A 20125-nucleotide genomic window follows, 5' to 3' on the forward strand; every position below is an offset into this window, starting at 1 on the left:
GCTTTACGCCAGCCATACGCATCGACTTCGGATTTGTGGACGCGGAAGCAAGACTGAGGCGTGTTGCGTAGTGCTTTGAGCGCCTAAGCTTCCACAAACGCAACGAGGGTTCGCACGCGGCCTAGCCGCGGATCGAACCATCAACAAGGCCGAGGTCGAGTTCCTTCAAAAAATGGCTAGGTTTGTTACGCAAAAAAGAGCGGCTACTTCATTCTATCCATGAAGGGCGCAATGGCGACACCGATGAGATTAAATGCATGATAGTCGTGACGATTACCACCGCTATATAAGCAAGAAAGGCAGTTATGCCGACTATCAAACGCAGCCTTCATTACCAAGCCCACAGGGATCTTGGATCACCAGCGCTAGATAGGTCAAATAGCCAAACGCGGGTGGAATGAGCGTCCAGAGAAGCAAACGAAATCATTCAGGCATGTCACCCCACATTATGGGTGCGCACCCTGGGGAACGCGCCGTCATCGAACCTACATTCGACAATGCTATCACGGGGCGAACCTAAGATGACTTTAAATTGTCATATCCGGTTGATTTGGTTCATTTGGCGGAACGAAATTAACTGGTAAGAGGTTGATTTGCGCCCTGAGATTTTCCATTTCGCTCAGATGGCGAACTTTCAAAAAATTCATAAGGGGCGCCGCGACAAGCTAGCTGTCCCCTTTTTCAAGAAGTTTAGCGCAGGACTTTGCTAGTCTCGGCAATGATTTTGGGGCTGGACCCAATCGCAATCGTATAGCTGAAGCGAGCCACGCCTTTTGCCTGTTTGTGTCTTGGCAGGCTGCGGACAACCCAATCATAGGTGCCCGAAACCATGCACCGGTCATTGGCACAAGTGACCATGACGCTGTTGTTGCGGACGTTGTAACCCCGGCTCAGGCCATCGCTGGAAATAGCTCCTCTTATCCTCAATGATCGAGCCTAGGTCCGTCCATTTGCCATAGTAGTCAACGAACGGCGCGTAGGACGTCTGAACTTGAGCCAGAGCCAATTCGGCGTTGTCGCCATGGTGCTCAATGAGCCCCTTTGATGAAGGCCACTGCAGCGCTCTCCATCTGTTGCTTGGCGCTTGCGTCGAGTGCGGGCGGGGGATTGGGCCTAGCGGGTACCTGTGAAGTATCCACTTCTGGCTGCGTCACCGCGACATTGGTCACCCGCAACTCTGCCATTTCGCTGGCCGATAGGTACCTCATGTCGGACCTGTCATAGCTTAAGGCTAATTCCATGAGCTTCGGGTCCACTCCCATCTCGCTCATGTAGGACATTATCTGGGCTGTCCCAGCCTGGATGCGAGCCACCGCTTCAGCGGTGGACATTCCGCTGTCTGGTGCAAAAGATGACCGATGAATGCCAATGGAGCCCGGGTCGGCAACGCGGCGAACGCCACCCATAAAGGCCAGTGAACAGGCCGAAACGCATTGTAATTGGCGGACCTGAAGCGTATCCAGCCCCGCTGCGCGGATCATACGCCCCAACTGAATTGCGCTGCCGACATTGCCGCCCGAGGAGTCGAATACGATCACCCTGGCTCCGCTGCTTACAGCGGCATTGCTGAAGGCGGTCAGAGGTTCACTATCGCCGAATTCACCGGAGACAACAAGGAATGGCTGCTGCCCCGAGGACGAAACCGGTGTATACTCCAGGGCCTCAACCTGACATGTCGCCGCGACAATTGTCCCAACTGCCAGAACTAAAGAAACTGCACGCACAATCTGAACAAGCCCCACCTGCCTGACGCAGGTAAGAGCCTGTTAGCGAGCTAATTCAAGAGGGAACTGAAGGCAGGGGTGAACACGGGTCAAGCCCAGCCAAAAGGGGTAGTGTCTCAGAGCCAGCCCTTTCGCTCGCCATCGCGATAAAGCCGCTCGGCATATTGCTCTGGGCTGATCGCATGCTTGTTGCTCTTGCGCTGGACTATGCCGTCACGTTCGGCTCGCGAATAGAGCGCACAAACTGTCTCTGGCTTGCGACCGTGTTTAATCACAAGCTGCCTCATGAGATCGACCTGTTTGACGGTCTGGGACATGCCCTAGAGATAGAATGTTTCCTCCTCCGCGCATAGTGATATCACCAAAGCCTTACCCATGTGGGCCGTTTATGGAGCGACAAAATTCGCCCCCGGGCATGCAAGAACCCGCCAAGGCGAACCGTGGCGGGACGCAACATGAGTGGAGGACGCCGACCCATGGGGAAACCAACTGAAGGCCGCTCGCGCCCTTGTCGGGATCGAACAGAAAGACCTTGCCGGACAGGTTGGCGTCAACGTCAACACGATCCGAAGCATGGAAGCTGCGGGAACTGGACCAATTGCCGGACGGTCCCAAAATGTGCAGGCCGTTCAACGAGCATTGCAAGCACAGGGGATCGAGTTCCTGAACCATGGGCGTCCAGGCGTCCAATTGCGCTGGCGCATTGCTAAGAAGGGCTGAAGTCAAAGTAGAGGCATGCATGCCCGGCTCGCTGCGCTCCAAAGGCGGTGGAGCCAGTGTCCTAGCCAGCCGCCGCGATCAGATGGGGCGGTTCACCGTTTCCACGAGCGTGCGGGCTCGGCGAAACTCGTCATGGGCACGACGCAGCGATGCTCGATGCCAATGAAACGCTGGATGTCGATTTGACGCATATCAGGCAACAAGACGACGGCATCATCATCCGATCTACTAGCGACCTGACCTCGAACACTTACGTCATTAATTCTGCACCCGTGACGCCACAAGTCGCGGAAGTGCAGGAAGCGTCCTGATCGGGCGGAATTAACCTTGCGGGATCGCCCTGATCTCAGAGCCCGATGATCGCGCCTGATTTTGGTTGCCACCGTTTGAGCACTCGCGGGAACAAAGGTCGTGTCCGCCTGTTAGATCACACCTTGAACAACGGGAGACTGCGATGCTCACCAAATCTCTATTAGCCCTTATGCTGGCTACCAGCTTAACTGCGACAGCAGCACCTGCCCTTTCGCAAGAGACGCCAACACCTACACCGCCTGCCGCAGCCGATGATGCTCGCGACGACTTCGACTGGGGTTGGTTGGGCCTTATCGGCCTACTGGGTCTGGCAGGTCTAACAGGCCGCAGGAGGCGGGACGACACTCTCGGTCGGACGAACGTCAGGTAATGAGCTACGGCGTGAGCGCCGAGCGCCGCTCCGCCATCCTCGCCGCCCCTATGTAGCGCTCTGCCTCAGACGTGCGATGCTGAGCACCGCACGTGCGGCGTTCTACTTCTTGCGCTTATACGGGAAGGTGGCGTCGCCATCATCATTCCCGGATATGACGCGAGGATTGGCGCTAGAGACGCCGTCGCTGGTTCCACCTTTGTGGTTTTTCTCTGACTGGCCCTTGGCGTCCGCCTCCGGCCCCGGCTTGGCGGATGAGCGTTTGAGCTCTCGATCCACTACCGAGCGGCTGCCTTCGGCCGGGTCTTTATCAAGACGGTTTTTCTTAGACATGGCTCTTTCTCCGTTGAGAAATCGCCAACTCGGCATGGGGAGCAAAGTTCCCTCGATTAGGCGGCTTTCCGCTTCTGCCCTTCCCGCTGGCGATACCGTGCCCTAGTCGGACAGGCCGCCGTCGACTGCGATGGGCGCTCAGGTAACACCCGGTCAAAGTGTTCCTCTGACTGGTCGGTTTCGAGTTCACGGGCGGTTTTGCGGAACTTGTCTACCTGACTCTTACCGCAGGTTTATCGAGCTTGCTGTGGCCGAGCAACACCTGGATGACGCGGATGTCAACGTCCTGCTCAAGCAGGTGGGTGGCGAAGCTGTGGCGCAGCGTGTGCGGGCTGACGCGCTTACGGATGCCTGCGACTTCAGCGGCTTCCTGGACCGCGCGATGGAGTTGCCGCGACGAGATCGGCGCAATGCAACTGCGTCCCGGGAACAGCCAGCCATGCGGAAGCATCACCCCGCGCCGCTTGCCTTCGCGCCACCACAGCCGCAGCAGCTCCAGCAGTTGCGGCGAGAGCATAGCGTTGCGGTCCCTGCGTCCCTTGCCCTGTTCGACGCGGATCAGCATGCGTGTGCTATCGATGTCGTCGACCTTGAGGTGCGCGACCTCGGACACGCGCAGGCCCGCGCCATAGGCGACGCCAAGCGCGGCCTTGTACTTGATACCCGGCGCCGCCTCGAGCAGCCGCGCTGCCTCCTCGACGCTCAGCACGTCGGGCAGTTTGCGCGGATACCGGGTGACCACCAGCGCGCGCGCCAGATCCCGCCGCCTCAGCGTCACCGTGAACAGGAAGAGCAGCGCCGAAACCGTGCCGTTGATCGTCGCAGGGCCTACGCCATTCTCATGCTGATGCAACTGGAAGCGCCGGATGTCCTCGGTCGTGGCGGTGTCGGGAGCGCGGCCAACGAACGCGGCAAAGCGCCGGCATGACGCAAGTAGTCCTGCTGCGTATGCGGTCCCAGGCCCCGCATCAGCATGTCGTGCTGCATGCGCTGGCGAAGCGGCGTGATCGGAGCATCGGTCGACAAGGTAGCCATGGCAAGTTCCTCTCGTTGAAGGGAACTCCATGGTCAGATCGCAGGCTTTACCCGCTCAAGGCCTTCAATGCGCGTCATCTCAGAACTAGGCGACCCTCCCGCGAAGCGGGTTCGTGCATGCTGCGCAAAGCTGCCCGAGGCCTAGCGAGTTTACGTCGGTCAGAATGCGACATCACCATGTCCGGCAATCGACCGTTACGCTGACATGAAATTGTGTTCGGAAACTATGTTCGGTTTGTCGCCAACGAGCGGTCGTTAAGGCCGAGCGGCCGGAGTCGACCACAAATGAGAAGTTAAGGGCCGCGGTGTCGTGATTTGGATTGTCTTCTGCACCGATGAACTGCCGAACGGCGTCGGCAAGGGTCTTATGCCCCGCCTTGTCACGCTTTGCCATGTGCAGTCCCCCACAAGCGTGTAGCGCAACTCGCGGGATACGGCGAGTCGATCCAACGCTCGGGGGTCACCAGCCTGCGAGGTTTGGCGATCGCCCTGAACAACCGCGGTGTCCGCACAGCCCGCATGGGCCGATGGCAGGTCTCGAATGTACCCATGGTCATTAGGCAGTTCGCATTTCGTAGGAAATGGCCTTAGTCTCCCAGCTCTGCAGCAACGTCTCCGTCCTCAATACAACGAGAAGGCCGTCAGGCAACCTTGTCGTGTAGCTGCTGGGAAGTGCCCATGAACGTCGCCACTAGATCAGCCTCGTTCACGATGCCGGCGTTGAACAGCGTCACAAGTGTTGCGGCATGTGCCTCCCGCTCCTTGACTGATGCGCCCTTCGGCAACGTCGCGTCAAGTACGCGCGACAGGAGTTCGAGGTCGCTCGGTTTAAAGATCCCGACTCGGGCTGTTTGGTACGTCAGGCTCATACGCCCATACTTAGGTTCACAGGCCGCGGCGGCGGCACGGCAAGTTGGCGTCTGGTTGCTGCGCCGAAATTCCGCTCTTTGGCCAGTCACGCCAGCGTTTGATCAGCTACGCCCAGAAAGATCCTCCTTTCCAGGTCACACTACCCTTCGCCGGCTGGATTTCTGCTTTGCGTCGGACGTGCAGGCACGTCCTCGAGCAGGGTCGGCTCATCCGAGCCGCGCCCGGGCTCAGTTGCTGGCAGTGCACCATTTGGTGTCATCTTGTTGACTGCCTCCGGCAGATCTCGTGTGATCCTGTCAATGAGTTCCTCGCGCGAAAGGCCAGTCTGCCTGGTAAGAGCAGTGAGCGTCTCCCCATCGATAGCCGCTTCCACGTCGCGCGGCTCGATGGGCTCGTTCGGGCCGGTGCCAACCCAAGAGTCTACCTTCGGGCCTGCACCCGCCGTTCTAAATCGTTCGAGGATGTCGCCGAGAGCTGTGCCCGAAACGCCCTTCGATAACTGGTCGAGAACGCCACCTTGCGGATTATTGGGATCGCGCTCTCCTGTGCCACGGATCAGGTCTCCGATCTTGTCGCGATTTTGGTAAGCCAGGACCCCGAGCATAGCGATCGCTAATTTTCCCAGATTTGCCATTGGTTCCTCCTTTTTCACAGGGAGAATAATTCGGCCTAGCAAAAGTTCCGCGAGTGCAATCTAATATTAGCCGGGGTGCACGCAGCGCTTTCAATTGTCGTCCATCACTTTGAAAACTTGGCTTTGGAGGCCCAACGTGCCGCCATCGCCCGCTTTTGCCGAAGCCGAGGGCATTGGGATCGTCCAGGAGTTCACGAAGGGAGAGACCGCCAAGCGCTCTGGTGCTTGGATCGTCGACCTCAACTGGCAGCCGCCCTAGCGCATTGTGGCTGGTGGAACTTCGCGGCTGCCGTCGCCATAGCGGTACTCGAGGATGTAGACACCGTTGCTGCTAGACCAGTGCAATCAGCAGGTAGCGGATGATAACCTTGTCCTGCCGGAATCGACGTTCGAGTTCGGAGCGCCGGCTACGCCAATCCGACAGGTCGATCTCCTTCGTCATCACCTCGAAGACGACTATGTCATCATTGCCGGTTCGGCCGCCGTCCCGCCACAGACCCTCCGCTGGAGCCTGCAAATAGGCCGTGACGCCCTCGAAACTTGCCGCCAGTTCTTCCTTCAAACGGTCGAAATCTTCCCGGTCGAAGGGCCGGCCGGTGTTGTCGGCACGTGGGAGCAGGATCTGGACGAGGTGCATGGCAAGCGCTCGCTGAAAAGCAGTCAACGACCGCAATGATTAGAGCGTTCCCGGTTGCAGCGGGCACTGGCACGTTACTCGGGTATATTAGAATCCGACGGGTTTCCGGAGCTCAAAAAGTGAATTGCGCGGTTCTTCTAACGCATCAAGCCCGCCGCCCTGAGGGCATCATCGATGGTCTTCTTTATCCCGTGCAGATCCACGGTCGAGCCCGAGTGGTTGACGCGGTTTGAGATGGCTCCGCAGACTGGGTCGTTGCCGTCACCATTTCGGGTATCCGCGCAGCGTGGAGTCGCCGCTCGCCGCCAGGTCCCGTAGACCTTGATCCGGCGGATGCACCTTTGCCGGTTTCGACGATTCCCCAGAACTGGGCGATCTCCCGGGTGGAAGAGATGCCAACCTTGAGGATGTAGGGCCCAGGAGTGCCGAGGCCATCGTCGCCCAGGGGCGTGCCGTGACCCATGCCGGCGATCATATTGACCTCGAGCTTTGCCTCTCCGTCATTGTCACACCATACCTTCTTGGTCCATCCACGCTCCGTTTTGGAATGCGTCGGCGCATTGCCGAGCTTGTGCAGGCCCGCCATTGGGCAGCGATGGCTTCCGCGTTCGATGGCGCTACGGTGTGATCAGCGGAGCCCTGCCAGATCGAGAGCCGCGGCCACGGCCCTTTGTGCGAGGACGCGCGCTGCACCAGCCGTCGCAATTCTTGCTCCGAGGGGCCGCCATGCCCGCGCATGCGGTCAAACGCTTCGGGGACTGAAGTCACGCTGCCATAGGGGAGCCCAGCGATGATGCCGCCTCCCCTGAACAATTCGGGATAGGTGGCGAGCATCGCGGAGGCCATCGCACCTCCCGCTGAGAGGCCGGTGACGAAGACACGCTTTCGGTCGAGCCCGTAGGCGACGACCATCGCCTCGGCCATCTGGCTGATCGAAAGCGCCTCGCCCCGATCACGCGCTGTGTCAGCTGGTAGAAACCAATTGAAACAGAGGTTGGGATTATTGGCTCTTTGCTGTTCGGGATAGAGCAGCGCAAAGCCAGCTTCATCTGCCAGCTGCGACCACCCCGAATTGTGGTCGTACCCGGCGGCGTTCTGGGTGCAACCATGCAACACCACGACAAGCGGTGCGCCTTCGCAAAGAAATCGCGCCTGCAACGCGCCCGGGTTGGATCCGAAATCGCTCAGGGTCGAGAGACGGTAGGATGAGCCGAAATCCGGGCTACGGGCGTTTTGCCGCGCGCGCATTGCTGCGAGGCGCGCAATCGTATCTGACATTTTCCGCATGAAGCCGACCTATTTTCGACGCCCGGGATCGGCTCCAGTATGAGCTACGCACTCGCAGCAAGTTACAAGCGAAGGGTTGACCGAAATTGAGATGTGCCGACCGCAGGACCGGCCCTCTGCGATTTTAGCTGTATTGATGCGCAAGAGAACCCAACGACCTCTCAGGGATTGAGGGAAGCTACAGCGAGCTGGCCCCGCTTACTGCGCAGGCGGGGCCACTCGGTCAGATTCGATTGACGTCGCGCGCGCGGTCGCGCTCGATTTCATCGGCGGTATAATCGTCTGCATCGGGGTCAAACCCGGTCCAGCCCCCCGCCTCGTAGTCCCTGCGGCGCTCGGCTAAGTCGACCGACCTTGATTGACTGAGGATTTGCTCGGCGCTCCGCGCAAGCTCGTCCGCAACTCTGGCCGTAACCAAAGTCCCGCCACGTCGGACGCCTTCTGCATAAACATGCGCATCGCTTTCGGCCACGCCGGAGTCCGTAAGGGCGCCAATGATGCCGCCGGCAGCACCGCCGACAGCAGCGCCCGCAAGTGCTCCAGCGGCGGTGGCAGCAAGCCATCCAGCAGCGACGACCGGTCCCACGCCAGGAATGGCCATGATGCCCAGCCCCGTCAGTAGCCCGCCGGCACCGCCCACCACTGCTCCTATCCCTGCGCCACCGGCAGCATCTTCAGCAGCTTCGGAGGAATCGACGGAACCATCGCCATCATACCAATCGCTGGAGTTGTTGGCGACGATGCTGATATCGGATGCGGGGATTCCTGTCGCCTCCAATTCGCCGACTGCGTTTGATGCGTCATCGTAGTTGTCGAACAGTCCTGTTACCGTTTTCATTCAGACTCTCCCTTAAATTTGTTCAATTGCTGCCGGCAACGACGTTGCCTTGATAGTCGAGCGCCACGGCGGTGTTTTTCCCGTCTTTGCTCGCCTCACCGCGCCAAATGCCCCGGTCGTCCTTGGTGAGCTTGGATACGTTTGAATAGCCTGCGTCCTGGATGCGATTCTTGGCCTGCTCCTCGGTGAAGCTGTTCGCGCCGGGAACAGGAGCGGCGGCACTGGACGGACCCGTCGTTTTGACAGCCGGGGTTGTTGCGGTCGTTGCCGAGGAAGAGTCTTTGTCAGTCGTTGTGGCGATCTTTTCGATCATTTCCTTGTGCATTTGGAGCGTCGGTAGTGTCTCCTGCGCGAACGCCTTCAGCGGGCCGTTATCGCCGTCTTTCGCATATGCCTCGAACAAGGACACCGCGTCGGCATGAGCACCACGCTGCATCTCGACGTAAGGTTGATCGAGGGGTGCATTGTCGTCGTGAAGTTTCTGCAAAGCGGTCTTGTGAGGGGCGTCCAGATCGGCAGGAATCTGTAGCTTCTGCTCGCCCGCGATCGACTGTAGCTTGGCGTTAGCCGCGCCATGATCGTCTATCATTTTTTGTGCAAAGTGTTTGACATTCTGGTCGGTCACTTTGGATTGGGCGACCTTGCTTGCATCGACCTCGAACATCCCGCCAATCGCAGCTTTGTTTACGAAGTCCTGAGCTTTTTCTGCGGTGAAGGCGGGCGTTGCAAATGCCATCGCGGTAGCAGTGGCCAGGTAGGCCACCAAGTAACTTGCTTTCATCAATATGTCCTCATTGGCGCACTCACTGTGCGGTGGACAACAACCATCGCGAACCGGCTTTGTTCCAACGAAAGGCGATTACGCCGAAAGCGCCGCGGCCATCCATCTAAGCCCGCGCGCCGAAGTGACGGCTTAACGTTAGCTGGTTCCAAAACTAGCGGCGCCCGCAATTCCGCGGCTTGCCTGGGTTAGATCGAAGGTCGGCGGCAAGTCATTCCGGGCGCTGGTGAGGTAACGCCAGGAACAAGCGTGCGCGAGGCGGTAAAAAGTTCGGCGTCTGGTCCTAATAGGCCCGGCTACTTCATGCGAACCTGTGCCACGCTGTCTTTGTAGTCCTCTTTCGGGTCGCCCATCCCGAGGAAAAGTTTCACCCCAGCGACCATGCTGGATGCATCTTTCCAGATTTCGGCGTCCGCAGGATCGAACCTGAGTAAGCTTAGTCTCGGGTCTTCCTTACCTCCTTCGAACCAGGCAGCGACAAAGCGGTTCCACAAGCGGTCGATGACTGCCCGATCATTGTCGATCCTCAGTGTGCCTTCGACGGTGGCGAACAGGTCGTGTCCCTTGGCGGCATAGACCAGTGTAGCTTCCTTTCCAGCTGCAACGGCCTCAGCCAGGTCGGTGTCCTTCGCAGTGAAAAAATAGATGACGTTGCGGTCACCATCGAACTGCGCTGTCATGGGTCGAGGGTGGACGCCTGGCACGCCTATCATCGCCGTCATGTCGGAACGGATCGAGTCCCAAAACTTGCTTTTGAATTCCTGATCGTCGCCGGACATGGCTCCTCTCCAGTGAGAACGCAAAACGCCGCGTGTCTGCCGTGGTTCCAAACCCCACCTGGAAGAGGCAGAGTCCCGCCAAATCCAGATCAGAGCGGCCCTAAGACGAATATGGCCATGAGGCCGACAAAAAGAACAGCGGCAAACACGGCGCCCCACATCAAGATTTTTCCGGTGCCGCGCTGCTCTTCCTGGCCAGGCAGATCTTTCGCCATTGCACGAATCCTGTTTTGAAATGCGATGACTAACCAACGTGTCTTGCCGATGCTGGTTCCGGCTGCGGAACTTTGCACCCCATATCGAGTTGGCGTTTCTCAAGGGAGAACAGGAGCCATGTCGAAAAACCCGTCTGGAAAAAGACCCGGCCGGCAACCGGTCGCCCGAGGAGGACGCCAGGGGCCAGTCCGAGAAGAGCCATGAAGGGGGAACGAACGACGGCGTCTCCAGCGCCAATCCTCGCGTCCTATCCAAAGAGGCTGACGGGGACGCCACGTTCCCGCATAAGGACAACAAGTAGACGCTTGGATTCCAGCTATTCACGTGCGGTAGGTTGGAAAACGCCGGCTGGAGAATCCGATGGTCACGCGGAAGAACACGCGCGGCGATTGCACCTCGATGGCCAGCCGAGATTATGATGATCTTGCAGGCGCCCTCGTTCCCGTTCGTGTCCCAGCCGTCAAAGGTGAGCGCGCGTTCGCGGGCTAAACCCGGCGGCGAGCAGCCTCGCGGCGCTCCCCGCAGCCTCGCGAAAAAAGCCGCCGCCTTTGTGCGCAGCACCGGATCGCCCCCACGACTTGTTAGACTGTCCATCTCCCGGCCCTCGACGAAGGCACCGTCCTCGATACCGCGGTGTCGCACTATAGGGGTCATAGCGGGCCCACAATCCAATGACTGCTTGCAGCCCACCATTCATTGGGAATGCAGTGCCTCAGTGGAACATTGAATTGGCGAGCGCGTTCGGATCAAAGGAGGACCGAGCGATGCGGCAACATCCCCAGCAGAAGCATCCCCAACCACCATTGCCCAAACAGCAGCAGGATATGCCCGGCTATACCGGAAAAATGGACCCTCGCCCGGATCACGGCGAGCAAAGTTACCGCGGGAGCGGCAAGCTGACCGACCGGGTCGCCCTGATAACGGGCGCTGACTCTGGAATTGGAAGCGCGGTGGCGATCGCCTTCGCTCGTGAAGGTGCGGATGTTGTGATCTCCTATTTAGAGGAGGACGAGGATGCACGCGAAACCGCACGTTGGGTTGAGGATGCCGGCCGCAAAGCCGTACTGGCGCGCGGCGACATTAGCGACGAGAATTTCGCCCGCTCGCTTGTAAAGCGCGCCGTGGATGAGTGCGGTCGTCTCGACATACTGGTCAACAACGCAGCGCACCAAGCCACCTTCGAGCAGCTGGAAGATATTTCGTCAAGCGAGTGGGATCTCACCTTCCGAACGAACATCTACGCCATGTTCTTTCTCTGTCAGGAGGCGGTGAAGCATATGAAGCCCGGCTCCGCTATCATCAACACCTCGTCGATCAACGCCACGAGCCCATCGCCGACGCTGCTCGCCTACGCCACCACCAAGGGCGCCATAGCGAACTTCACTGCCGGCTTGGCCGGCCTTGTCGCCGACCGCGGTATCCGCGTGAACGCGGTTGCGCCCGGACCAATCTGGACACCGCTGATCCCGTCGACAATGCCGCCAGAGAAGGTGAAGAACTTCGGCACGAACACGCCACTGAAGCGGCCTGGTCAACCGGCCGAATTGGCCGCGACCTATGTGCTCCTCGCCTCTGACCAAGCAAGCTATACCACCGGAGCAGCTTTATGAGGTTACCGGCGGCCGTCCAATGCTCTGAGCCGAGTGGCCGGCGCACACGGCCCACCTTGTTAAAGAGCGGGCCGAGATCAAGTCCTGTAACAAACCTGTGCTGGTTGATCTCCGAGCCTAATAGTCCGCAAGGAACGGCCAGCCTCAGAAAATTTACGTCGGTCAGAATGCGACATCGTCATGAAATTGTGTTCGGAAACTATGTTCGGTTTGTCGCCACGAGCGGTCCTTAAAGCGATCAAGGCCGAGCGGCCGGAGTCGACCTCATGTCAGCCGCTGGCTGGCTCCTTGCGGGTTCCCGAAAGCTGGCCTTCATCCAAGCGGCCCCGTCCACCTGAAAAAGGGCGGCAAGCAGAAAGATGTCATGCCGGCGGAAAGGGTCGCGAGGGCGGCGACGCCAGCGTGATGACGTTGCCGTCAGGATCACGCACCTGCGCCAGCGTCGAATAGTCGCCCTCATCGTCGTCCCCGAGCACGATCCCCAAGCCCTGCAGTCTGCGGCGCTCAGCCGCGACATCATCGACGTAAAGGAACATCACGCCCCTGCCGGCGATCTCGTCGCTGGTTGAAACCATTAGCCCGCCCTGGTCGAAAAGCTCCCACTGCACCAGCGTGTCCATCGGCCGGTGATCCGGTCCGCAACCGAGCAGCTTCGTATACCAGCCTTCGGCCGCCGCAAGGTCTGCGGTGAGCAATGCGGTGTAGATCTTCTGCAGGTTCATTTGTTTTTCTCCGGGCCAGACTCGGTATGAACGACTGCTCGACCAGCAAGGTTCCCGTGACATCTGGAGCATGATCGAACGGCAACCTTATCGATTTAACGTTTGGAAGCGGGCTGTCAGGAATCCAACAGTGGAAGCCGTCTACAGCTGTTCCAGATTTGGGGCCGGGAGCTGTCGGTCAGTTTCCGGCACACAATTGACCGGAGCGGACATTCCACGTCGCCTTGCCAAAGCAGATCTTTCTCGAATAGTGCTGGAACGACGCTATCGCGTATTGGTGAGCCGGCACCCGGTTCTGGCGGTGCCCGCCGGCTGTGCCGGCGCACGACGCAAGGAATTTGACAGGAGAATAGAATTGTCGACCACTCTTGCGCCAGGTCCAGTCTATAGGGCGGACCGGACGCGCGTCACAGAGTTGAACCAGCGTGAACTGGAGCGCTTCGCGGCGCACACCGGGAGGTCGAAGGCATTACTCGACCGCGCGCGCAAGGTCATGCCGGCTGGAACGCCGATGTCCTGGATGGCCGGCTATTACATGCATCCCCAGCTCTATGTTGCGGGCGGCGAAGGCGCGCGATTTTTCGATGTAGACGGGAATGCCTATGTCGACATGAACGTGGCGGACCTTTCGGCCACGCTTGGCTACGGCATTCCGGCGGTGGAAGAGGCGATGGTCCGCCAGTTCCGCAACGGTGCCCACTATCTGCTGCCCACCGAGGATGCCGTAGTGGCGGCAGATTCGCTCGGGCGACTGATGGGGCTACCCTTCTGGCAGTTCACGCTGGCGGCATCGGGCGCCAACACTGAAATTATGCGCATCGCCCGGCACATCACCGGCCGGCGCAAGCTGATCGTCTTCGAAGGCAAGTACCACGGCCATATCGAGGAAACGCTGGTCAAGTTCGACGGCGAACGGGTCGTTCCCGAATATCAGGGCCTGTCAGGGCGCCGGTCCGAAGATACCATCATCCTGCCCTTCAACGATCTCGATGCCGTGGCGGCGGCGCTGGAGTCGCGCGAAGTCGCGCTGGTCCTTACCGAACCGGCGCTGACCAATTGCAGCCTGGTGCTGCCCGATCCGGGTTATCTGGAGGGCCTGCGGCGGATTACCGCCGAAACCGGCACGATGCTGTGCATCGATGAATCGCACACCTTTTCCTTCGCCTATGGCGGCCTGACGCGGCTCTGGAATCTCGAGTCCGACTTCATCACGCTCGGCAAGGGGCTCGGATCGGGACTGGCCTTTGCCGCCTATGGCATGACCGACGCGATAGGCGATCATGTCGAGAAGCATCTCGACATCCTGCACCGCAGGCCCGGCATTGGCCTTGGCGGCACGCTTTATGGCAATGCCCTGTCGATGGCCTGCGCGCGCGCCGTGCTGGAACATGTACTGACCGAAGACGCCTTCAACCGGATTTCCGCGCTCGGATCGCGCATGGCCGACGGCATCGACGCCATCTGCCGGGATCTGGACCTGCCATGCCGCGCGTTCCGGATCGGGCCGCGTTCGGGCTTGTGCCTGACGCCCGAGCTGCCGCGCAATTATGCCGAAGCGCGTCTGTCCATGGACCTCGACATGCTCGACGCCCGCCGCGTCTTCATGGCGAACCGGGGGTACTGGGATTGCATCGTCAGCGCCGGACCACAGGCATCCTTTGCGCATGGCAAAGAGGATATCGATGGCTATGTCGATCTTATGCATGAATTCATGAATAATATTAAATGATAATAACGATCTGCTATTTAAAATCACGAAACTGCACCGTCGAGGCCGCAATCTCGGCGCACCTTTTTGTTAGTCACGAGGTCCGCTATCGACGAAAACAAGCAGCAAAAACAACGTCCGATGGGGCGCAACTGCGACTTCCAACGTGGTCCACCGCAATGTCCACTTTCAGGCGGAGGCAGAGCTCACCTCAACGGCCGACGTTAGGCGCAAAGCAGTCATACATGAGACATGGCGGGAACGACTGGAACGGGTCACGGCCGTGAGTTCCGGCGGAGCCTCCAGAGCAGCGGCCAGGGTTCTCTCCTGCGGCGCATGGCCGGCCTTTGTGTCTGCAAATCGACCGTTATGCTGACACGAAATTGTGTTCGGAAACTATGTTAGGTTTGTCGTCACGAGCGGTCGTTAAAGCGATCAAGGCCGAGCGGCCTGAGTCGACCCACTACAGCCATTCGGATTTGCATCGCTAGGCCGCAAGTTGACCCGAAGGAGACCGGGCCATACGCGCGGGAAGTGACAGGTTTGCGCGCATGCCAGTCATTCAAGGCAATGTTGCGGTCTCCCAGAAGCGGACGTTCATTGGGCAAGCCAGCCAGCAGATTTGCCGATACTAGCCGCTGCGCAGGATTTGATCTGGACGGGCATCAGGAGCTGGAGGTCAATTTTGACCTGTTCCATTGCCGTAAGCGGATTACGACCGCGCGGCGCTATTAAGCGCAGCCTGATATGCAGTCTCTGCCCACTCACAAAGCTTTTCATCATCCTCGCTCACCTCGGGAGGCACTTCGGCATAGGACTTGAGGGCGCGCGACTCGCCCTCGTTCGTCGTGTAGCCGAGCTTGCCCGAACTCGCCGCGTCGTATTCCTGCACCGACTGCTCGTCGGTCTTGAAGTAGAGACCGCCTTTCCAGATCATGCCGAAAACAAGATCATTGCGGCGCAGTGCGATCGCTCCGAAGAGCGGTTTCCTTGTCACCTCGGCCCAGTCCGCAAGGAGACCGATGTAGTGATCCGCCATCTCTGAAGCCTTCGACTTTGTCGCCATTTGTTATCTCCATCTATCCGAAGTAGTCAGTTTGGTACGACCACGTGCTTGCCCGGCGCCGTACCGCTCTCGAGATTGGCCTGTGCCTCCTGCACGCTGCCGAGGCCATGGTACACCTTGGCGATGCACACCTTCAGCCGACCTTGCGAGATGGCTTGGAGGTGCCGGTCGAATACATTGGCGGGCAGGTCGTTGGCGTTGCCGCCATAGGCGGTCAACCGCGTTCCAAAGGGGATGAAGCCGAGCGGACGGAAGTCGGGTATGACCCAGTCGTCCGATAGGGCGCTTCACCTTCCACTTCACACCGACCTCGTGTGCGTGGCTCAACGCAGTGGAGGGCTTCTTCGCCAGACTCGCCAAACGCCGCCTCAAGCGCGGCGTCTTCCATTCGGTCGTTGATCCCCATCATCAACCGCTTCCTCGCCGAGCACAACGATCACCCCAAAACCTTCACCTGGACCGCCGATCCGGACAAAATTATCGCTGCCGTCAAACGCGGGCACCAAGCATTAGATTCCTTCAATTAGGAACTGCTGCCTATCAATTGGTGCGCAAAAAGGGTTCTGACTCAGATGTGGACGGCCCCGGTCAGCAAGGGAGTCGCTGCATGTTCCGACACCTACCGAAAGGGCTCGACGCCAATTCAGTCTGAAAGGATTGCCTGATGTTGAAGCAGGTGCTGCTTGAATCGATCGGCGTAATCGTCTCCCACCGCAGAGATGACGCTCTGGCACGATGCCAGGGCGGCCCGCCACGCTGACACTCGGGGAAGATCGGCTTCGAGACGGCTGGATCGAGAAGATCGAAGTAACGAAATAGAGGTGCGAACACCGCATCGACCATGCCGAACGCCGATCCCGCGAAATAAGGCCCCTCATCGAGCTCGCCCTCGAGTCGCTGCAATTTGTCTCGAAAGGTAGCCTGCTTGGCGTCGGCGATCGGACGATCCTTGGCGTTGAGAAACTGCCAGGCATCGGCAAGCGTCGCGGTGCCAAACTCGATCCAGGCCCGCTGTTGCGCGCGGGATAGTGCGTCGGCGGGATAGAGGCTGGCACCGTCTTGCGTTTCGTCGAGATATTCGCAGATCACCATGCTCTCAAAAATGATCGCGTCTCTCCCATCCGCCTGTCCCACCTTGAGCAAAGGCACCTTGCCCGTCGGCGAAAGCGCTAGGAACCAGTCCGGCTTCGCGGCGAGATCGACGTCGATCCTGTTGAAGGGTACACCCTTTTCAAGAAGGACGATCGCCGCCCGCTGAACGAACGGGCACAGCGGATGACTAATGAGCGTGAGGTTGGCGTTCGGCATGATGGTCTCTCGATATGCTGGAGATCGGATGGAGATGCTGCGCCCGGCTCTACAGCATCTGCCCGCCTGAGATGTCGAAGGTCGTGCCGTTCGCCCAGCCCAGATCGTCGGACAGGATCGCGGCAACCGCGCCGCCTATATCATCCGGCAGCCCGACACGGCCGAGCGCGATACTCTGTGCCACGTACGCATTCACATCCTCGTTATCGCGCACTCCCCCGCCGCCGAAATCGGTTGCGATGGCACCGGGGGCGATTGCGTTCACCCGGATCCTGCGCGCCCCAAGCTCGACCGCCATGAAACGGGTCAGCACCTCGACTGCCGCCTTCATCGCCGCATAGATGCTGTATCCCGGCACGGTGAAGCGCACGAAGCCGGACGAGACGTTTAGGACACGTCCGCCGTCCTCGATCAGCGGCAACAGCTTCTGGGTCAGGAAGATCGGTCCGCGCAGGTGCGTGGTGACCAGTGAGTCGAACTGCTCTTCGGTCGCATTGATGAAGTTCGCAGTGATGCCATTGCCAGCATTGTTGACGAGGAAGTTGAACCGTTCACGGCCGAAGTCGGTCCTCAGCGTATCGGTCATTGCCCCGGCAAATGCCTGAAAGCTGGCGGTATCGGTGACATCGAGCGCCAGCATCGCAGCCCTTCCGCCCTGCGCCACGATCTCCTGTTTCAGCGCCTCGGCCTCTGCAGCACCACTGCGGTAAGTGCCGATGATATGGACACCGCGCTTGGCGAGGTGAAGCGCCATGCTGCGGCCGAGGCCGCGGCTGGCGCCAGTAATGAGTGCGATCTGATTGGTCATGGTCTGCCTTTGTCGGATAGTGGGCACCGGGAAAGGGGTGCCGTCCGGCTCCCTCGGTATTTTCAAGATAGGCGATGATGGGATCGCAAACCCGCCCAATAAGCTCAACCTTTTGCCTGATCGTCTCAACCGCTTTGCTTAGTGGCGGGGCTGTGCCATAAGTCTGTCGATGACCGACCATCTTGCCCTGCATCTCGACATCGCCCTGCGCCACGCGCCACCTGGATCGACTGTCACGTCGATCCCGCGCGTGGAGATCGGCGTTGGGCAAGCTTCCAGCGGCAAGACACCATGCCTGTATCGCTCGATGATCTGCTTCATCCTGCAGGGGTCAAAGCGCGTCGCGATTAACGACAATCTTCTGAGCTACGATAGCGCACAATATCTCATCAGCGCCCTCGACCTGCCGTTGATCGGTCAGATTCTGGATGCCCATGGGGGGCAGCCCTATGTCGCGGTATCACTCGTGCTGGACCCGGCCATGCTGGCGGAACTGGCGTCGACCATGCCGCCGGTGCGCGAGAACGATCCAAAGGGTATCGGCATCGCGATCAATCCGATGACCGCTCCGCTTCGCGACACATTGCTTCGCCTATTGTCGTTGCTCGACACGCCGGCCGATATCCCGGTTCTCGCCCCCATGATCGAACGGGAATTGCTCTATCGTCTCCTGCAAGGTCCGCAGGGACGGCTGTTGCGTCAGATTGCCCAACCCGAGGGCGCGCTGGGTCGCATCCGGCGGGCCGTTGGGTGGATCAGGGACAATTACAACACCCGACTGCGCATCGAGGCTTTATGCGATGCCAGCGGCATGAGCCGCGCCAGCCTACATCGCCATTTCCTGGCGATGACCGGCCTCAGCCCCCTTCAGTATCAGAAACAACTCCGGTTGCAGGAGGCGCGCCAGCTGCTTTTGGCCGGCGAACATAGCGCATCCGACGTTGCGTTCGCCGTCGGCTATGAGAGCGCGTCACAATTTAGCCGAGAGTACCTTCGGCAATTCGGCGCGCCGCCGGCGCGGGACGTTCGTCAGATACGGCGCGAAATCGGTGCGGCCGCGTAAGCGCTTGGAAGGCAGGTTTCAGGATCCTAGGCGCGCCGCTTGAACGGCAAAGATGGGGCGGCAGTTGAACGGCGGCTTGCTGCGCCGTCTATCCAATTCCGGACAGACGGCTTCCGGCCCCGATCAAGTCGTTCAGCGCATCGCCGGAGAGCGTCCGGAATTGGCGCTTCCTGCCGGTTCAGATCAACGGCAGCAACGTGAACTTTCCACCCTGGAGCGACGTTGTCGTCATGCAGCGGCAGTAACCGGTTCGGGGTCTCCCATATGCGAAAATCGACCGTTACACTGACATGAAATTGTGTTCAGAAACTATGTTCGGTTTGTCGCCAACGATCGGTCGTTAAAGCGATCAAGGTCGAGCGGCCGGAGTCGACCCTATCCCAGCCATTAGGCCCCCTGGATGATCTTCCTAAGAGCAGACATTGCGGAACATTAGGGCTAGCCCCTCCCCCACAGGAGTGGGGGAGGGTGGTTCACCTGGGCTGGTTAGCCGGGCCGACGGTGGACTCATTGACGGTCATGTCGTCGGGGGCGTCGATGGAGAAGTCGACTAGTCTATCCGTTTGGTTGGTTGTTGCCACAATGCGCGGCGATGAACATGGCAACGGCCGACCGGCAATAGGATTCAATTTCGTAGTCGTCCTCTGCTCTCGCCTCATCGAAGCGTACGATAATCAGCAGATCGGACCCCTTGATAAGCGCGGCAAACAAGCGGGCTGACCGGAGAGGATCGGGCACGTTCAGAAGCGCCTTCGCGTGCAACTGACGCAACAGGGCCTCGATTTGGGCGATGACATGGGCGGGGCCGGCTTCGTAATGGAGCTTGCTCAACGACTTTTGATTCGTCGTGTCGGCCATGACCATGGCTTCGACATTGCGGACGTCCGGGCGCAACAGCGTGCGAAGCAGCGATGATCCCACAGCCATGAGCTGATCTTCGGCCGAACCGTCGACGCCTTCAAAAAGGGCCTGTGGTACAAACTGATGGCAGCGGGCCGCAAAGGCCGCGCTGAACAGCGCCTCTTTGTTCTCGAAGTGCCTGTAGATGCTGAGCTTGGATATCTTCGCTCGCTGGGCGACCTTGTCCAATGTCGTCGCTTGAAAACCCAGTTCCGCAAAGAGTTCGCCCGCGGCGTCGACTATCGTTTGGCCAAGCGCCTCGTTGACGGGCCGGCCGCGCCGGCCTCGACTATTTTCGGTCACGATAATTCCAGTCCTTGACAGTATCGTTATTCTTGAATTACGATACCACGCAGTGTCTAAAATGTGCAAGCCAAGCCCAGCCCAACCACAACACGGAGCCC

Annotated in this window: 20 protein-coding genes and 5 pseudogenes; 6 read left to right on the plus strand and 19 right to left on the minus strand. The window is 59.4% G+C overall.

Translation table 11 applies throughout. The features are described from left to right. Nucleotides 1–1028: 1028 nt before the first annotated feature. Together M727_RS37000 and M727_RS0121625 are read right to left on the minus strand one after the other, a co-directional pair. Entirely contained in the window at nt 1029–1538 is a 510-nt protein-coding gene (locus M727_RS37000) for a hypothetical protein (protein ID WP_156941582.1), read from the minus strand. 302 nt (nt 1539–1840) lie between these two features. Further along, a complete protein-coding gene (locus M727_RS0121625) occupies nt 1841–2011 on the minus strand; it encodes a hypothetical protein (RefSeq protein WP_156941583.1) in 171 nt (56 codons plus the stop codon). Between the two features lie 172 nt (nt 2012–2183). On the opposite strand from M727_RS0121625, the gene M727_RS40260 reads away from it, so the two are divergent. Both M727_RS40260 and M727_RS41665 read left to right on the plus strand, forming a co-directional pair. Then, on the plus strand, nt 2184–2444 hold the full coding sequence (locus M727_RS40260; RefSeq protein ID WP_027154415.1) for a helix-turn-helix transcriptional regulator: 261 nt from the start codon (nt 2184–2186) through the stop codon (nt 2442–2444). A 149-nt stretch (nt 2445–2593) separates the two neighbouring features. Further along, the gene (locus tag M727_RS41665; RefSeq protein ID WP_156941584.1) at nt 2594–2755 is read left to right on the plus strand and encodes a hypothetical protein; all 162 of its coding nucleotides are present in this window, start codon (nt 2594–2596) and stop codon (nt 2753–2755) included. A gap of 473 nt (nt 2756–3228) precedes the next feature. Here M727_RS41665 and M727_RS0121640 read toward each other — a convergent pair whose 3' ends face one another. The 11 genes and pseudogenes from M727_RS0121640 to M727_RS43820 all read right to left on the minus strand — a co-directional run bounded on the left by M727_RS0121640 (nt 3229) and on the right by M727_RS43820 (nt 10535). Further along, nucleotides 3229–3459, minus strand: a complete 231-nt coding sequence (locus M727_RS0121640; RefSeq protein WP_023803438.1) for a hypothetical protein — start codon at nt 3457–3459, stop codon at nt 3229–3231. A 235-nt stretch (nt 3460–3694) separates the two neighbouring features. Continuing rightward, nucleotides 3695–4494, minus strand: a pseudogene (locus tag M727_RS37005) (site-specific integrase); the annotation flags it as partial. A gap of 172 nt (nt 4495–4666) precedes the next feature. Then, nucleotides 4667–4888, minus strand: a complete 222-nt coding sequence (locus M727_RS41670; protein ID WP_156941585.1) for a hypothetical protein — start codon at nt 4886–4888, stop codon at nt 4667–4669. 247 nt (nt 4889–5135) lie between these two features. Beyond that, on the minus strand, nt 5136–5363 hold the full coding sequence (locus tag M727_RS0121650) for a hypothetical protein (RefSeq protein WP_027154416.1): 228 nt from the start codon (nt 5361–5363) through the stop codon (nt 5136–5138). Nucleotides 5364–5503: 140 nt separating this feature from the next. Then, nucleotides 5504–5998, minus strand: coding sequence for a YidB family protein (locus M727_RS0121655; RefSeq protein ID WP_027154417.1), 495 nt, complete (start codon nt 5996–5998; stop codon nt 5504–5506). A gap of 331 nt (nt 5999–6329) precedes the next feature. After that, nucleotides 6330–6635, minus strand: coding sequence for a hypothetical protein (locus tag M727_RS0121665; protein WP_027154418.1), 306 nt, complete (start codon nt 6633–6635; stop codon nt 6330–6332). A 137-nt stretch (nt 6636–6772) separates the two neighbouring features. Then, nucleotides 6773–7922, minus strand: a pseudogene (locus M727_RS37010) (PHB depolymerase family esterase). A 223-nt stretch (nt 7923–8145) separates the two neighbouring features. Continuing rightward, entirely contained in the window at nt 8146–8760 is a 615-nt protein-coding gene (locus M727_RS0121675; RefSeq protein WP_027154419.1) for a hypothetical protein, read from the minus strand. A 22-nt stretch (nt 8761–8782) separates the two neighbouring features. Continuing rightward, on the minus strand, nt 8783–9541 hold the full coding sequence (locus tag M727_RS0121680) for a DUF4142 domain-containing protein (RefSeq protein ID WP_027154420.1): 759 nt from the start codon (nt 9539–9541) through the stop codon (nt 8783–8785). A gap of 296 nt (nt 9542–9837) precedes the next feature. Continuing rightward, nucleotides 9838–10320, minus strand: coding sequence for a pyridoxamine 5'-phosphate oxidase family protein (locus M727_RS0121685; protein ID WP_027154421.1), 483 nt, complete (start codon nt 10318–10320; stop codon nt 9838–9840). Between the two features lie 89 nt (nt 10321–10409). Beyond that, nucleotides 10410–10535 (minus strand): hypothetical protein, encoded by a 126-nt coding sequence (locus M727_RS43820; RefSeq protein WP_280944173.1) that lies wholly within the window; start codon nt 10533–10535, stop codon nt 10410–10412. A 765-nt stretch (nt 10536–11300) separates the two neighbouring features. Here M727_RS43820 and M727_RS37015 point away from each other — a divergent pair. Next, nucleotides 11301–12174: pseudogene (locus tag M727_RS37015) on the plus strand (SDR family oxidoreductase). A 334-nt stretch (nt 12175–12508) separates the two neighbouring features. Here M727_RS37015 and M727_RS0121705 read toward each other — a convergent pair. Further along, complete coding sequence (locus tag M727_RS0121705) at nt 12509–12868, minus strand: VOC family protein (RefSeq protein WP_027154423.1); 360 nt, start codon at nt 12866–12868, stop codon at nt 12509–12511. A 355-nt stretch (nt 12869–13223) separates the two neighbouring features. Here M727_RS0121705 and M727_RS37020 point away from each other — a divergent pair, with 355 nt between their 5' ends. Next, nucleotides 13224–14597: an aminotransferase class III-fold pyridoxal phosphate-dependent enzyme gene (locus M727_RS37020; protein WP_198032676.1), complete on the plus strand. Its 1374-nt coding sequence runs from the start codon at nt 13224–13226 to the stop codon at nt 14595–14597. A 691-nt stretch (nt 14598–15288) separates the two neighbouring features. On the opposite strand, the gene M727_RS0121720 is transcribed toward M727_RS37020, so the two are convergent. Both M727_RS0121720 and M727_RS37025 read right to left on the minus strand, forming a co-directional pair. After that, nucleotides 15289–15642, minus strand: a complete 354-nt coding sequence (locus tag M727_RS0121720) for a TfoX/Sxy family protein (protein WP_027154424.1) — start codon at nt 15640–15642, stop codon at nt 15289–15291. A gap of 26 nt (nt 15643–15668) precedes the next feature. After that, nucleotides 15669–15860, minus strand: a complete 192-nt coding sequence (locus tag M727_RS37025; protein ID WP_051505679.1) for a zinc-binding dehydrogenase — start codon at nt 15858–15860, stop codon at nt 15669–15671. 65 nt (nt 15861–15925) lie between these two features. On the opposite strand from M727_RS37025, the pseudogene M727_RS40275 reads away from it, so the two are divergent. After that, nucleotides 15926–16169: pseudogene (locus M727_RS40275) on the plus strand (IS630 family transposase); the annotation flags it as partial. A gap of 116 nt (nt 16170–16285) precedes the next feature. Here the strand turns inward: M727_RS40275 and M727_RS37030 are convergent. Together M727_RS37030 and M727_RS0121740 are read right to left on the minus strand one after the other, a co-directional pair. After that, nucleotides 16286–16950: pseudogene (locus M727_RS37030) on the minus strand (glutathione S-transferase family protein). Between the two features lie 49 nt (nt 16951–16999). Beyond that, entirely contained in the window at nt 17000–17758 is a 759-nt protein-coding gene (locus M727_RS0121740) for an SDR family oxidoreductase (RefSeq protein WP_027154425.1), read from the minus strand. Nucleotides 17759–17927: 169 nt separating this feature from the next. Here M727_RS0121740 and M727_RS0121745 point away from each other — a divergent pair, with 169 nt between their 5' ends. Continuing rightward, complete coding sequence (locus M727_RS0121745; RefSeq protein WP_027154426.1) at nt 17928–18821, plus strand: AraC family transcriptional regulator; 894 nt, start codon at nt 17928–17930, stop codon at nt 18819–18821. A 555-nt stretch (nt 18822–19376) separates the two neighbouring features. Here the strand turns inward: M727_RS0121745 and M727_RS0121750 are convergent. After that, nucleotides 19377–20024, minus strand: a complete 648-nt coding sequence (locus M727_RS0121750; RefSeq protein WP_027154427.1) for a TetR/AcrR family transcriptional regulator — start codon at nt 20022–20024, stop codon at nt 19377–19379. Nucleotides 20025–20125 lie beyond the last annotated feature (101 nt).

It is taken from the genome of Mesorhizobium sp. WSM2561 (assembly GCF_000513915.1).
Lineage (GTDB): Bacteria > Pseudomonadota > Alphaproteobacteria > Rhizobiales > Rhizobiaceae > Mesorhizobium > Mesorhizobium muleiense.

What these genes read in the sequence shown, in the direction of transcription:
- M727_RS43820 (WP_280944173.1), bottom strand. Translation starts at nt 10,535, where the DNA reads ATGGCGAAAGATCTGCCTGGCCAGGAAGAGCAGCGCGGCACCGGAAAA.
- M727_RS0121740 (WP_027154425.1), bottom strand. Translation starts at nt 17,758, where the DNA reads ATGACCAATCAGATCGCACTCATTACTGGCGCCAGCCGCGGCCTCGGC.
- M727_RS0121665 (WP_027154418.1), bottom strand. Translation starts at nt 6,635, where the DNA reads ATGCACCTCGTCCAGATCCTGCTCCCACGTGCCGACAACACCGGCCGG.
- M727_RS0121705 (WP_027154423.1), bottom strand. Translation starts at nt 12,868, where the DNA reads ATGAACCTGCAGAAGATCTACACCGCATTGCTCACCGCAGACCTTGCG.
- M727_RS0121680 (WP_027154420.1), bottom strand. Translation starts at nt 9,541, where the DNA reads ATGAAAGCAAGTTACTTGGTGGCCTACCTGGCCACTGCTACCGCGATG.
- M727_RS41665 (WP_156941584.1), top strand. Translation starts at nt 2,594, where the DNA reads ATGCTCGATGCCAATGAAACGCTGGATGTCGATTTGACGCATATCAGG.
- M727_RS0121625 (WP_156941583.1), bottom strand. Translation starts at nt 2,011, where the DNA reads ATGAGGCAGCTTGTGATTAAACACGGTCGCAAGCCAGAGACAGTTTGT.
- M727_RS0121650 (WP_027154416.1), bottom strand. Translation starts at nt 5,363, where the DNA reads ATGAGCCTGACGTACCAAACAGCCCGAGTCGGGATCTTTAAACCGAGC.
- M727_RS0121655 (WP_027154417.1), bottom strand. Translation starts at nt 5,998, where the DNA reads ATGGCAAATCTGGGAAAATTAGCGATCGCTATGCTCGGGGTCCTGGCT.
- M727_RS0121720 (WP_027154424.1), bottom strand. Translation starts at nt 15,642, where the DNA reads ATGGCGACAAAGTCGAAGGCTTCAGAGATGGCGGATCACTACATCGGT.
- M727_RS41670 (WP_156941585.1), bottom strand. Translation starts at nt 4,888, where the DNA reads ATGGCAAAGCGTGACAAGGCGGGGCATAAGACCCTTGCCGACGCCGTT.
- M727_RS0121675 (WP_027154419.1), bottom strand. Translation starts at nt 8,760, where the DNA reads ATGAAAACGGTAACAGGACTGTTCGACAACTACGATGACGCATCAAAC.
- M727_RS0121685 (WP_027154421.1), bottom strand. Translation starts at nt 10,320, where the DNA reads ATGTCCGGCGACGATCAGGAATTCAAAAGCAAGTTTTGGGACTCGATC.
- M727_RS0121640 (WP_023803438.1), bottom strand. Translation starts at nt 3,459, where the DNA reads ATGTCTAAGAAAAACCGTCTTGATAAAGACCCGGCCGAAGGCAGCCGC.
- M727_RS0121745 (WP_027154426.1), top strand. Translation starts at nt 17,928, where the DNA reads ATGACCGACCATCTTGCCCTGCATCTCGACATCGCCCTGCGCCACGCG.